This is a genomic window from Streptomyces sp. NPDC001536, from assembly GCF_042894505.1.
Lineage (GTDB): Bacteria > Actinomycetota > Actinomycetes > Streptomycetales > Streptomycetaceae > Streptomyces.
In genome coordinates, this window is the sequence record NZ_JBIAVQ010000002.1 from 373562 (window position 1) to 387080 (window position 13519).

Consider the following 13519-nt stretch of genomic DNA (forward strand, 5'->3'; position numbering starts at 1 on the left):
GTATCCGTCGCGGGAGGCTGCGCTCATCCCCCGGGTGGCCACCGGGCCTGTGTGAGCACCTAGGCGATTCGAACCGTTTTCCTGTCATGTCCTCGTTGGCCGAAATGTTCGGTCACCGATGTGAACACCCTGATCCGGGAATTCCCAGGGTCCGGAAATGGGCCAATGACCGGAAATCTCTTGAAGTGTTCATGAATCCGCCGAAACAATCCTGACTGCATTCGTCGCGCATGCCGAGGATCACTCGGGCGCACACACACGGGGGAATTCACGGGTCACTGACCATGGCCCTTTCCAGCCGCGTTGCGTGTGACACGCCCTTTTCCGCGGCCACTCCCCGCACTTCCAGAACATGTCGCACCGCATTTCTCACCGCCCCCGGGGAACTGCACCAATCACCGAGGAGCTCTCGTGCCGAACGGCACTGAACATGTTCTCGCAGAAGTCCAGGCCGGTGTCGTCCATGTGGACCATGCACCGCCCGACAGCCACTTCTTCGTCGACCGTCTGCGCGAGCGCGCCGGACTCGGCCGCCGGCTCGGCTCCTACGGCCTCGACGACGGTGCCTCGATCGGCGGCGGGGAGGTAAGGCCGTGAACACGATCCCGCACTGGACCCGCGACCCGAGGCCCGGCACGGCGGTGTACGAACTCCCGCTGCCCGAAGGCCTGTCGGTGGACGCGACGGCCGTACGGGCCGCCCATGACAAGGTGCTCGCCGGCTTCTGTGCCGACCACGACGACAGCGTGCTCCACGTCGCCGTGACCGGCGGCGTGCTGCGCCTGCGCTACCGCACCGACGTCCTCGACCGCGAGGCCGCCGCCCGGATCGCCGGCTACCACCTGGCCGCGCTCACCGCACCGGTCCGGCGGAGCCTGCTGTCCGAGGCCGAACTCCACTTCCAGCTGGAGGAGTTGGCGGGGCCGCGACGCGCGCTGCCGGACCGGCGGGTGCACGAGCTGTTCGAGGAGCGGGCGGCGGCCCACCCCGACACCGTGGCCGTCGTGGCAGAGGGCAGGCAGTGGACGTACGGCGAACTCAACTCCCGGGCGAACCGCATCGGCCGGGCCCTGCTGGAGCACGGACTGCGGCCCGAGGGCGTCGTCGCCGTGATCATGGAGCGCAACCTCGACTGGCCGGCCGCCGTGCTCGGCGTCCTCAAGGCGGGCGGTGTGTATCTGCCGATCGAGCCGCACTTCCCTGCCGGGCGCGTCAGGGCGATCCTGTCCCGGGCGGACTACGACCTCGTCCTCACCAAGGACTCGGTGGCGGCCGCCTACGAGGAGGGCCACGCCGACACCGACCTCGGTGTCCCCGTCGCGGCGGACCGACTGGCCTACATCTGCTTCACGTCGGGCTCCACGGACGAACCCAAGGGCGCCATGTGCGAGCACGCCGGTTTCCTCAACCACGTCCTCGCCAAACTGGAGGACCTGGACATCGGCCCCGGGCAGGTGGTCGCACAGACCGCGCCGCAGCGCTTCGACACCTCCCTGTGGCAGCTGCTGGCCGCGCTGCTGGTGGGCGGACGGACGCTGCTGGTCGGACAGGACACGATCCTGGACGTGCCGCGGTTCGTGGACACGATCGAGCGCGGCCGGGTCAATGTGCTCCAGGTGGTGCCGTCGTATCTGGAGGCGGTACTGGCCGAGTGGGAGCGGCGGCCGCGTGAACTGCCCCATCTGCGCCGGGTGTCGGTGACCGGGGAGGCGGTGAGGAAGGAGCTGGTGGAGCGCTGGTTCGCGGCCCGGACCGGGATCCCGCTCGTCAGCACCTACGGTCTGACGGAGACCTCGGACGACACCAACCACGAGGTCATGGACCGGGTGCCGGACGAGGCCCGGGTGCCACTCGGACGGCCGATCGCGAACGTGCGGATCTACGTCGTCGACGAGCAGCTGGTGCCGGTGCCGCTGGGCGCGCCCGGCGAGATCGTCTTCTCCGGGGTGTGCGTGGGCCGCGGGTACGTCAACGATCCCGAGCGCACGAAGGCGGCGTTCACCGAGGACCCGTACCGGCCCGGGGAGCGGCTGTACCGCAGCGGGGTCCACGGGCGCTGGCTGCCCGACGGGAAGCTGGAGTTCCTCGGCCGCCGGACACCCAGGTGAAGATCCGGGGCTTCCGCGGGTCGGCGCCGGTCGACGCGGGGGAGCACGTCCGTTGACCTGCGATCCGCGCTCGGCCTTCCGGAGTCTGAATCGGCAGGCCTGATGACAGCGCCCGGTAAGGGGGCGAGGCGCTGTATCGATGTGCGGCTGCCGCCGCGCCAGCGCGATCGACCACGACGGACCCGCACCCGGAGAAGTACATCGCTCCCCCGCCACCGGGTAGGTTCGCAAACATGGCAGGCACCACGCACACCGTGACCAACCAGCCCCCACCCCTGATCGGCCACGACGTCTACACAGCCGACAAAGCCCTGGTGGCGGCCGTGGAACGCCACACGGATCCCGCCCTCCTGGACGAGGTGCGCGGCGAGCTGGCCGCGCTGGGCAAAACGTCCGGCTCCGCCCAGGTCCAGGAATGGGGCGCACAGGCCAACGAGAACCCACCCCGTCTGAGGACCCACGACCGCTACGGCCACCGCGTCGACGAGGTCGACTTCCACCCCGCCTGGCACCGCCTCCTCGGCAAGGGCGTCTCCGCCGGCCTCACCGCCGCCTGGACCCGCCCCGCCGGCCACGTCCGCCGAGCCGCCGCGTTCCTGATCTGGACCCAGGTCGACGCCGGCAACCTCTGCCCCCTGTCGATGACCCACGCCGCCGTCCCCGCGCTCCGCACGGACCCCGCCCTCGCCGAGGCGTGGGAGCCCCGGCTGACCTCGATGGTCTACGACCGTGAACTGCGGCCCGCGCACCAGAAGGCGGGCGCCCTGTTCGGCATGGGGATGACGGAGAAGCAGGGCGGCAGCGACGTACGGGCGGGCACCACCCGGGCCACCCCGCTGGCCGAGGACGGCGCCTACGAGCTGACCGGCCACAAGTGGTTCTGCTCGGCCCCCATGTCCGACGGCTTCCTCGTCCTGGCCCAGGCTCCCGACGGCCTGACCTGCTTCCTCGTCCCGCGCGTCCTGGACGACGGCACCCGCAACCCGTTCGAGATCCAGCGCCTCAAGGACAAGCTCGGCAACCGCTCCAACGCCTCCGCCGAGGTTGAGTTCGACGGCACCTGGGCCCGCAGGGTCGGCGAGGAGGACCGGGGCGTGCGGACCATCATCGAGATGGTCGCGGCGACCCGGCTCGACTGCGTGCTCGGTTCGGCGGGTCTGATGCGGCAGGCCGTCACTCAGGCCGTCCACCACTGCACGTACCGCGAGGCCTTCGGCGGCAAGCTCGTCGACAAGCCGCTGATGCGCAACGTTCTCGCCGATCTCGCCCTGGAGTCCGAGGCGGCGACCACCCTCGCGCTGCGGCTCGCGGCGGCCTACGACGACGGCGGCGAACAGGAGCGGGCCTTCCTGCGGATCGCGGTGCCGGCCGCCAAGTACTGGGTGACCAAGCGCTGCCCCGCGGTGGCCCTGGAGGCCTCGGAGTGCCTGGGCGGAAACGGCTACGTCGAGGACTCCGGCATGCCGCGCCTGGTACGCGAATCCCCGCTGAACTCGATCTGGGAGGGCGCGGGCAACATCCAGGCCCTGGACGTCCTGCGCGCCCTGCAACGCGAGCCCCTCGCCCTCAACGCCTACCTCCAGGAGGTCGGCAAGGCCCGCGGCGCCGACCACCGCCTCGACGGCGCGATCAAGGACCTGCTGACGGAACTGGCCGATCTGGAGGGCATCGAGGCAAGGGCCCGCCGGCTCACCGAGCGGCTCGCTCTCGTGCTCCAGGGCTCACTGCTGGTCCGCTTCGCCCCACCGGAGGTGGCCGACGCGTTCTGCGCGTCCCGCCTGGGCGGCGACGCAGGCACAGCGTTCGGCACCCTGCCTTCGACCTTGGACTTGGCGTCGGTGGTGGACAGGTCCAGGCCGCAGGCCTGAGACCTGCCCCCGGTAGGGAGGGGGTGGTGCTGCGCCGACACGGCACCACCCCCACCGTGGCCCGTTCGAGGCCGCGAACGCCGCTCGGGACGGCGTCGCTCAAGTTTCAAACAAGCCCTGGCCGTCCACCAGGGTTGCAGGGGGTTGCAACTTGCTGCTGACTGTGGCCGGACTGTGTCCCTCCGCGAGGCCCGAAAGGCACTATGAGACGAACAGTCAGGACGGGCGTCGCGCATGTGGCCGAAAGGCGACGAGGAACCGGTTGTCCGAAGTCCTTCATCAGCCCCTCATCCGGGAGGATCCCGTGGCGCACTCGCCGACGGACGTCACCCAGCTCGCCGCCGTGGACGCGGCGCGTGCGGCACGGGTGCTCAGCGACATGCGCTCCGCCGCCCTCTCCGGGCAGCGCGCCCCGCTCGCACCCCGTCCGGTGATCGAGCAGTCCTGGGGCCGGATGCTGCGCAGCGGGGTCGATCCCGACCATGACTTCCGGACCGGGCTGCTGTCCCTGGAGGAGGTGCAGCGGCGGCGCGAGACCTCGGTGCTGCGGCATGTGCTGCCGGTGCTGCGGCAGGGGCTGCTGTCGGTCGCGGACGTCGCCCACCACATCATGGTGGTCGCCGACGAGGAGGGCCGGGTGCTGTGGCGGGAGGGCAGTTCCCCGGTGCTGCGCAAGGCCGACGGGACCGGCTTCGAACTCGGCGCGGACTGGCGGGAGAACGTCATCGGCACCAACGGCATCGGCACCCCGGTGGTGGCCCGCCGGCCGGTGCAGGTCTTCGCCTCCGAGCACTTCGTGCGGTCGCAGACCTCCTGGACCTGTAGCGGGGCGCCGATCACGGACCCGCGGGACGGCCGGCTGATCGGTGTGGTGGACGTGAGCGGGCCGCTGGACACGATGCACCCGGCCACGCTCGCCTGGGTCGACTCGGTGGCCAAGCTCGCCGAGGCCCGGCTGCGGGAGCTGCACCAGGCCTCCCTGGAGCAACTGCGTGCGGTGGGGGCGCCGGTGCTGGCGCGGCTCGGCGGCCGGGCCCTGGTGGTGGACGGGGACGGCTGGACGGCCGCGGTGAGCGGGATGCCGTACCAGAACCGGATCGGGCTGCCCAAGTCGTTGAGGGCGGGCCGACGGTGGCTGCCGACGCTGGGCCTGTGCTCGGTGGAGCCGCTCGCCGGGGGCTGGCTGGTGCGGGCGGTGGCGGAGCCGGTGCCGGAGGGCGCCACCCGGATCGTGCTGGATCTGTCGCAGCCGCGCCGCTGGTCGGTGACGGTGTCCGGGATCGCCGGGTCGTGGAGCCATGAACTGAGTCCGCGGCACGCCGAGTTGCTGTATCTGCTGGCCGTGCACCGGGGCGGGCGCAGTGCGGCGGGCCTGGCCGAGGACATGTTCGGCGACCCGGAGCGCAGGGTGACGGTGCGCGCGGAGATGTCCCGGGTACGCCGGTATCTCGGGGGACTTCTGGAACACCGGCCTTATCGTTTCTGCGAGGGCGCGGAGGTCGAGGTCCTGCGTCCCGACGACCCGCACGACCTGCTGCCGCACTCGACGGCGCCCGCGGTGACCGGCAAACGGTTGTCCGCACACCTGCCCTGAGACACCCAACAGGCGGCATCTTTCGCATATTTGCAGGTTCTTCGTCACCGGCGGGGCCCGACTGCCGTAGCATCGCTCTACGGGCCACCCCACCTGCTCCTTGGTCAACGTACGGATCACCAGGCGCAGTTGGCCCGCCTCGGGAGGACGACATGACGCAGCGCGGCAGACACCGCAGGCAGAAGCGGGGCAGAGCGGCACGTGCCTTCCTGGCCGGGACCGCCCTCGCCCTCACCGCCGCCGCCACGATGATCAGTGCCTCGCAGGCCACGGTCGCCGACGATCCCGGGGCGCTGAAGCCGCTCGCCACCTCCGCCGAGACGGACGTACTGCGCCTGCGCGAGCACCTGGAACCGCAGCGCACCCTCGACCGGCTCGCCTCCGCGATGGGCGAACCGGTCGGCGTCGGCGCCGTCCTCGACAGCGCCGACCACACCCTGCGCACCGCCGCCGACTGCTCCGCCACCGAGCGCCAGGCGCTGCCCGTCGAGCCGGCCGCCACCCGCGCGTACTGCTGGGACGCCGCCGACACCCGCTCCTGGCAGGCCGGCGCGGTCACCACCTCGGGCGACGCGGACGACGACGGCCTGTGGGGACAGAACCGGGTGATCCTCTCCGCCTGGTCGCAGGGCGCCCATGATCTGGCCCGGGTGGCGTTCATCGACGCCAACGACCTGGACCGCCCCGCCTACTCCTGGGTCCTGCTCACCGTCCCGGTCGACGGCGGCCGCGACTACCGCGCCCTCGACTCCCAGGTCTCCGGCATGGTCTGGTACCAGGACAAGCTGCTGGTGACCGCCGCCGAGGGCCTGTACGTGTACGACATGGACCGCGTCCAGCGCGCCACGGTGGACAGCCCCGCCGTCGGCCGGGTGGACGGCGGCTGGGCGGCGCACGGCAACCGCTGGGTCCTGCCCGCGGTCGGCACCTACGGCCTGGCCGGCGGGAAGACCGCCGCGCAGCCCGACTATCTCTCCCTGGACCGCAGCACCTCCCCCGACAGCCTGGTCGCGAGCGAGTGGGTCTCCACGGACGACGACCGGGACGTCCGGCTGTGGCGCTACGACTTCAGCGCCGCCTCCGACCGCGCCGGCCTCCTCTCCACGGACCCCGCCGGGTACGCGCGCGTGAACGAGGCCTACGAGACGAAGGCGCCCGGCGTCGGTGCCGTGCTGTCGTACGGCGCCGACTGGTACCTCGGCCGTGCCGCGGACACCGACGGCGACCACGGCACGCTGTGGTGGCAGAGCGCGACCGGCGCGGCGGCCGCCAGCTGCGGCACGGACGAGAGCCGCCAGTGCTGGAGCACCGACGCGGAGTCCTTCTCCTACTGGGAGGCGACCGGCGAGCTCTGGTCCCAGTCGGGCCGGGTGCTGTTCGCGCTGCCGCTGGCGTCGGTGGACCGGGCGCTGGACTGACGCCCGCGGGCGGATCGCGGGGCGTTCGACAGATCATCGGGCCGGATGGTTCCCTGGCAGACATGGCCAACATCCCCGTGACCACCTGGTCCCTGGAACAGACCGACCCGAGCGACGTCCTCCCGGCCGCCGGGCCGGACGGCGATCTGAGGATCGTGCGCTCCGAGGTCCCCTCCCCCGAGTTCAGCCGCTTCCTGTACGCCTCCGTCGGCGGCGACATCCGCTGGATCGACCGGCTCGGCTGGACGTACGCGCGGTGGGAGGAGCACCTGGGCCGGCCCGGTGTGGAAACGTGGGTGGCGTACGACCGGGGCACGCCCGCGGGGTACGTGGAGCTGGAGCCGCAGGACGACGGGGTCGTGGAGATCGTCTACTTCGGGCTGATCCCGGCCTTCCGGGGCCGCCGGATCGGCGGGCACCTGCTGTCGTACGGGGCCGCCCGCGCCTGGGATCTCGCGGACCGCTGGCCGGGGCTGGCGCCGACGAAGCGGGTCTGGCTGCATACGTGCAGCCTGGACGGCGAGCACGCCATGGACAACTATCTGCGCCGGGGCTTCAAGCTCTTCGACACCAAGGTCGAGGAGGAGCCCGACGTGGCCGCACCGGGGCCCTGGCCGGGCGCCTACCCGGCCTGACCTGCGCGGACAAGACTCCGCGCACCGTATGTGATCGAGACCACCCTTGTCTCACCCTTCGGGACAAGGGTGTCCGCATGATGGACGAAGCTGGACTGTGTCCAGATCGCCGTGACACGCTTCCGTCATGTCTGGAACTGGAATTGCCTTGGTGAGTCGGCGGCACGTCGACCTCGGCCGCATGTCCAGCGCCATCTGTCCGGCGCGCTAGCGAGCCGCAGCGTCGCCCGACATCTCCCGCATTGGTCTCATTCCCGCGCAATGGTGCGCACATACACGTATGCGCCCGTACGCGCAGGTCAGAGCCGCTTTCCCGTCTGTCCCGAAGGACGAATAACCATGGCCGCCACCCCGCAGAACCCTGCCGCCACGACTCCGCGCCGCAAGGTGAGCCGTCACCGCGGTGAGGGTCAGTGGGCCGCGGGACACCACACCCCGCTGAACGGCAACGAGCAGTTCAAGAAGGACGACGACGGTCTCAATGTGCGGACACGCATTGAGACGATCTACTCCAAGCGGGGCTTCGACTCGATCGACCCCAACGACCTGCGCGGCCGGATGCGCTGGTGGGGCCTCTACACCCAGCGCAAGCCCGGGATCGACGGCGGCAAGACCGCGATCCTGGAGCCGGAGGAGCTGGACGACAAGTACTTCATGCTGCGGGTGCGGATCGACGGCGGACGCCTCACCACCCAGCAGCTGCGCGTGATCGGCGAGATCTCGCAGGAGTTCGCGCGCGGCAGCGCGGACATCACCGACCGGCAGAACATCCAGCTGCACTGGATCCGCATCGAGGACGTCCCGGAGATCTGGAACCGGCTCGAAGCGGTCGGTCTGTCCACGACCGAGGCCTGCGGCGACTGCCCGCGTGTCGTCATCGGCTCGCCGGTCGCCGGTATCGCCGAGGACGAGATCATCGACGGCACCTGGGCCATCGACGAGATCCACGAGCGCTACATCGGCAGCAAGGAGTTCTCCAACCTGCCGCGCAAGTTCAAGACGGCGATCTCCGGCTCCCCGCTCCTCGATGTCGTCCACGAGATCAACGACGTGGCCTTCGTCGGTGTCGAGCACCCCGAGCACGGCCCCGGCTTCGACGTGTGGGTGGGCGGCGGCCTGTCCACCAACCCGAAGCTCGGTGTCCGGCTCGGCGCCTGGGTGCCGCTGGAGGAGGTCCCGGACGTCTGGGCCGGAGTGATCGGCATCTTCCGTGACTGGGGCTACCGCCGGCTGCGGACCCGTGCCCGTCTGAAGTTCCTCGTCGCCGACTGGGGCGCGGAGAAGTTCCGCCAGGTCCTGGAGGACGACTACCTGAAGCGCAAGCTGGTCGACGGTCCCGCACCCGCCGAGCCCACGGGCCGCTGGCGCGACCACGTCGGTGTGCACCGGCAGAAGGACGGCCGCTACTACGTGGGCTTCGCCCCGCGCGTCGGCCGCGTCGACGGCGCCACGCTGACGAAGATCGCCGAGGTGGCCGAGGCGCACGGCTCGGGCCGGCTGCGCACCACCGTCGAGCAGAAGATGATCGTCCTCGATGTCGAGGAGGCGCAGGTCGAGCCGCTGGTCGAGGCCCTGGAGGCGCTGGACCTGACCGCCAAGCCGTCCCCGTTCCGGCGCGGCACCATGGCCTGCACCGGTATCGAGTACTGCAAGCTCGCCATCGTCGAGACCAAGCAGCGCGGCTCCTCGCTGATCGACGAACTGGAGCGCCGGATCCCGGAGTTCGACGAGCCGCTCACCATCAACATCAACGGCTGCCCGAACGCCTGCGCCCGTATCCAGGTGGCGGACATCGGTCTCAAGGGCCAGCTCGTGCTCAACGACAAGGGCGAGCAGGTCGAGGGCTACCAGGTGCACCTGGGCGGCGCCCTCGGTCTGGAGGCCGGTTTCGGCCGCAAGGTCCGTGGTCTGAAGGTCACTTCCGACGAACTCCCCGACTACGTCGAGCGGGTCCTGAAGCGCTTCCAGGAGGAGCGCGAGGAGGGCGAGCGGTTCGCCGCCTGGGCCTCGCGGGCGTCCGAGGAGGCCCTCTCATGAGCGAGCGGGCCGCCCCCTTCTACTGCCCCTACTGCGGAGACGAGGACCTGCGTCCGTCCGAGCAGGGCCACGGCGCGTGGGAATGCGCGGCGTGCAACCGCGCTTTCCAGTTGAAGTTCCTCGGGCTTCTCGCCCGGGGTCTTCAGCAGCCCGAAGCAGGGGGAGAACAGATATGACCGCCGTTCAGGAAGAACGTACGACCGACGATCTCAAGGCGCTCGCCGAGCAGGCGGGCCGTGACCTGGAGGACGCCTCCGCGCTGGAGATCCTCCAGTGGGCCGTCGACACCTTCGGGGCACGCTTCTGCGTGACCTCCTCGATGGAGGACGCGGTCGTCTCCCATCTGGCGTCCCGGGTCCGCAAGGGCGTGGACGTCGTCTTCCTCGACACCGGCTACCACTTCGAGGAGACCATCGGCACCCGCGACGCCGTCGAGGCCGTGATGGACGTCAACGTCATCACGCTGTCGCCGACGCGGACGGTCGCCGAACAGGACGCCGAGTTCGGCCCGAAGCTGCACGACCGCGACCCCGACCTGTGCTGCAAGATGCGCAAGGTCGAGCCGCTGGAGCGGGGCCTGAAGGACTACCTGGCCTGGGCGACCGGGCTGCGCCGCGACGAGTCCCCGACCCGGGCGAACACCCCGGTGGTCGGCTGGGACGAGAAGCGCCAGAAGGTCAAGATCTCCCCGATCGCCCGCTGGACCCAGGACGACGTGGACGCCTACGTCGCCGAACACGGCGTCCTCACCAACCCGTTGCTGATGGACGGCTACGCCTCCGTCGGCTGCGCCCCCTGCACCCGCCGGGTCCTGGAGGGCGAGGACGCGCGCGCCGGGCGCTGGGCGGGCCGCGGGAAGACCGAGTGCGGGCTGCACGAATGACCATCACCGAGAAGGAGTTGCACGTGACGACCGGAGCCACCGTCTGGCTCACGGGTCTGCCGAGTGCCGGCAAGACCACCATCGCGTACGAGCTGGCCGGCCGGCTGCGCGAGGAGGGCCACCTCGTCGAGGTGCTCGACGGCGACGAGATCCGCGAGTTCATCTCGGCGGGCCTCGGCTTCAGCCGCGAGGACCGGCACACGAACGTGCAGCGCATCGGCTTCCTCGCCGAACTGCTCGCCCGCAACGGCGTCAAGGCGCTCGTCCCGGTGATCGCGCCCTACGCGGACAGCCGTGAGGCCGTGCGCAAGCGCCACCAGGAGGGCGGGGCGCCGTACCTGGAGATCCACGTCGCGACTCCGGTCGAGGTGTGCTCCGTACGCGATGTGAAGGGTCTGTACGCCAAGCAGGCCGCGGGCGAGCTGATCGGGCTGACCGGCGTCGACGACCCGTACGAGGAGCCCGACTCGCCCGACCTGCGGATCGAGTCGCAGGACCAGACCGTCCAGGAGTCCGCGGCGGCTGTGCACGCGCTGCTCACCGAGAGGGGACTGGCATGACGACGACCGTTGCGGCGGTGGAGGAGGGCACGGACGCTCCGTACGCCCTCTCCCACCTGGACGCCCTCGAATCCGAGGCGGTCCACATCTTCCGCGAGGTGGCGGGCGAGTTCGAGCGGCCGGTGATCCTCTTCTCCGGCGGCAAGGACTCCATCGTCATGCTGCATCTGGCGCTGAAGGCCTTCGCGCCGGCCGCCATTCCGTTCTCGCTGCTGCACGTCGACACGGGGCACAACTTCCCCGAGGTCCTCGAGTACCGGGACCGTACGGTCGCCAAGCACGGGCTGCGGCTGCATGTCGCCTCCGTGCAGGACTACATCGACCGCGGTGTCCTCAAGGAGCGTCCGGACGGGACCCGCAACCCGCTCCAGACGCTGCCGCTGACGGAGAAGATCCAGGCGGAGAAGTTCGACGCGGTCTTCGGCGGTGGCCGGCGCGACGAGGAGAAGGCGCGGGCCAAGGAGCGCGTGTTCTCCCTGCGGGACGAGTTCTCGCAGTGGGACCCGCGCCGCCAGCGCCCCGAACTGTGGAACCTGTACAACGGCCGGCACGCCCCCGGCGAGCACGTCCGTGTCTTCCCGCTGTCCAACTGGACCGAGCTGGACGTCTGGCAGTACATCGCCCGCGAGGGCATCGAGCTGCCGGAGATCTACTTCGCGCACGAGCGTGAGGTCTTCCAGCGGGCCGGCATGTGGCTGACCGCCGGCGAGTGGGGCGGCCCCAAGGACGGCGAGAGCGTCGAGAAGCGCCTCGTGCGCTACCGGACCGTCGGTGACATGTCCTGCACCGGTGCCGTCGACTCGGACGCGGTGACGCTGGACGACGTCATCGTCGAGATCGCCGCCTCCCGGCTCACCGAGCGGGGCGCGACCCGCGCCGACGACAAGATGTCCGAGGCCGCGATGGAAGACCGTAAGCGCGAGGGGTACTTCTAAGCATGAGCACGACCACGGAACTCTCCGAGACCACGCTCCTGCGGTTCGCCACCGCCGGCTCCGTCGACGACGGCAAGTCCACGCTGGTGGGCCGGCTGCTGCACGACTCCAAGTCGGTCCTCACCGACCAGCTGGAGGCCGTGGAGCGCGCCTCGACCGCGCGCGGGCAGGAAGGTCCCGACCTCGCGCTGCTCACCGACGGTCTGCGGGCCGAGCGGGAGCAGGGCATCACCATCGACGTGGCGTACCGCTACTTCGCCACCGCCAAGCGCCGGTTCATCCTCGCGGACACCCCGGGGCATGTGCAGTACACCCGCAACATGGTGACGGGTGCCTCCACGGCCGAGCTGACGGTGATCCTGATCGACGCCCGCAACGGGGTCGTCGAGCAGACCCGCCGGCACGCCGCGCTCGCGGCGCTGCTGCGGGTGCCGCACGTGGTCCTCGCGGTGAACAAGATGGACCTGGTCGACTACCAGGAGTCCGTGTTCGCCGCGATCGCCGAGGAGTTCACGGCGTACGCGCTCGAACTGGGCGTCCCGGAGGTCACCGCGATCCCGATCTCGGCGCTCGCCGGTGACAACGTGGTGGAGCCGTCCGCGAACATGGACTGGTACGGCGGCCCGACCGTTCTGGAGCACCTGGAGACGGTCCCGGTCACCCACGACCTCAGCCACTGCCACGCGCGTCTTCCCGTGCAGTTCGTGATCCGTCCGCAGACCGCCGAGCACCCGGACTACCGGGGCTACGCCGGCCAGATCGCCGCCGGTTCGTTCCGGGTCGGCGAGGCCGTGACCGTGCTGCCCTCGGGCCGCGGTTCGCGGATCGCCGGCATCGACCTGCTGGGCGAGCCGGTCGACGTCGCCTGGACGACCCAGTCGGTGACGGTCCTGCTGGAGGACGACATCGACATCTCGCGCGGCGACCTGATCGTGCCCAGCAAGGACGCCCCGCCGACCACCCAGGACATCGAGGCAACCGTCTGCCACGTGGCCGACGCGCCGCTGACGGTGGGTCACCGGGTGCTGCTCAAGCACGGCACCCGCACGGTGAAGGCGATCGTCAAGGACATCCCCTCCCGTCTCACGCTCGACGACCTGTCCCTGCACCCGCACCCGGGACAGCTCGTCGCCAACGACATCGGCCGCGTGAAGGTCCGCACCGCGGAGCCGCTGCCGGTGGACTCCTACGCCGACTCCCGGCGCACCGGCTCGTTCATCCTCATCGACCCGAACGACGGCACCACGCTCACCGCGGGCATGGTCGGCGAGTCGTTCGCGTCCCCGGAGCCCGTCAAGGACGCGGCCGAGGACGACGGGTGGGACTTCTGACATGAACTCCACCGACTACTTCTCCACGTTCGCGAAGGAGGGCGGCCGCGTCGGAAGCGGTGACCTCGGCAGCGGACAGGGCGGAGTCGCGCGATGTGCGCGATGACGTACGCGCACTGCCTGCGCGCCCTGTCCCCCCACCCGACGTCC

General features: G+C 70.7%; 12 protein-coding genes and 1 pseudogene. All 13 read left to right on the top strand.

Annotated elements, in window-relative coordinates; genetic code table 11:
• The first annotated feature begins 411 nt into the window (after positions 1–411).
• The 13 genes and pseudogenes from ACFY0U_RS06865 (at position 412) to ACFY0U_RS06925 (ending at position 13369) form a co-directional block, all read left to right on the top strand.
• Complete coding sequence (locus ACFY0U_RS06865) at positions 412–597, top strand: hypothetical protein (RefSeq protein WP_388631335.1); 186 nt, start codon at positions 412–414, stop codon at positions 595–597.
• Positions 594–2125 (top strand): annotated as a pseudogene (locus tag ACFY0U_RS06870) (amino acid adenylation domain-containing protein); the annotation flags it as partial. The gene ACFY0U_RS06865 and the pseudogene ACFY0U_RS06870, both read left to right, overlap by 4 nt.
• 216 nt (positions 2126–2341) lie before the next feature.
• Entirely contained in the window at positions 2342–3976 is a 1635-nt protein-coding gene (locus ACFY0U_RS06875; protein WP_388631337.1) for an acyl-CoA dehydrogenase family protein, read from the top strand.
• Between the two features lie 304 nt (positions 3977–4280).
• A complete protein-coding gene (locus ACFY0U_RS06880; protein WP_388631340.1) occupies positions 4281–5570 on the top strand; it encodes a GAF domain-containing protein in 1290 nt (429 codons plus the stop codon).
• Between the two features lie 152 nt (positions 5571–5722).
• On the top strand, positions 5723–6988 hold the full coding sequence (locus ACFY0U_RS06885) for a hypothetical protein (RefSeq protein ID WP_388631343.1): 1266 nt from the start codon (positions 5723–5725) through the stop codon (positions 6986–6988).
• A gap of 62 nt (positions 6989–7050) precedes the next feature.
• Complete coding sequence (locus ACFY0U_RS06890; RefSeq protein ID WP_388631345.1) at positions 7051–7623, top strand: GNAT family N-acetyltransferase; 573 nt, start codon at positions 7051–7053, stop codon at positions 7621–7623.
• Positions 7624–7750: 127 nt separating this feature from the next.
• Complete coding sequence (locus ACFY0U_RS06895; protein ID WP_310591794.1) at positions 7751–7834, top strand: putative leader peptide; 84 nt, start codon at positions 7751–7753, stop codon at positions 7832–7834.
• A gap of 128 nt (positions 7835–7962) precedes the next feature.
• Positions 7963–9660 (top strand): nitrite/sulfite reductase, encoded by a 1698-nt coding sequence (locus tag ACFY0U_RS06900; protein ID WP_388631348.1) that lies wholly within the window; start codon positions 7963–7965, stop codon positions 9658–9660.
• Positions 9657–9836, top strand: coding sequence for a hypothetical protein (locus ACFY0U_RS06905; protein WP_388631351.1), 180 nt, complete (start codon positions 9657–9659; stop codon positions 9834–9836). The genes ACFY0U_RS06900 and ACFY0U_RS06905 overlap by 4 nt, the downstream gene beginning before the upstream one ends.
• Positions 9833–10543, top strand: a complete 711-nt coding sequence (locus ACFY0U_RS06910; protein WP_388631353.1) for a phosphoadenylyl-sulfate reductase — start codon at positions 9833–9835, stop codon at positions 10541–10543. The genes ACFY0U_RS06905 and ACFY0U_RS06910 overlap by 4 nt, the downstream gene beginning before the upstream one ends.
• Positions 10540–11103 (top strand): adenylyl-sulfate kinase, encoded by a 564-nt coding sequence (cysC, locus tag ACFY0U_RS06915; RefSeq protein ID WP_388631356.1) that lies wholly within the window; start codon positions 10540–10542, stop codon positions 11101–11103. The genes ACFY0U_RS06910 and cysC overlap by 4 nt, the downstream gene beginning before the upstream one ends.
• A complete protein-coding gene (gene cysD / locus ACFY0U_RS06920; RefSeq protein WP_388631359.1) occupies positions 11100–12038 on the top strand; it encodes a sulfate adenylyltransferase subunit CysD in 939 nt (312 codons plus the stop codon). Before cysC ends, cysD begins: the two co-directional genes overlap by 4 nt.
• A gap of 2 nt (positions 12039–12040) precedes the next feature.
• Positions 12041–13369 carry a sulfate adenylyltransferase subunit 1 gene (locus ACFY0U_RS06925; RefSeq protein ID WP_388631362.1) on the top strand — a complete coding sequence of 443 codons (1329 nt, stop codon included), beginning with the start codon at positions 12041–12043 and terminating at the stop codon, positions 13367–13369.
• Positions 13370–13519: the final 150 nt, after the last annotated feature.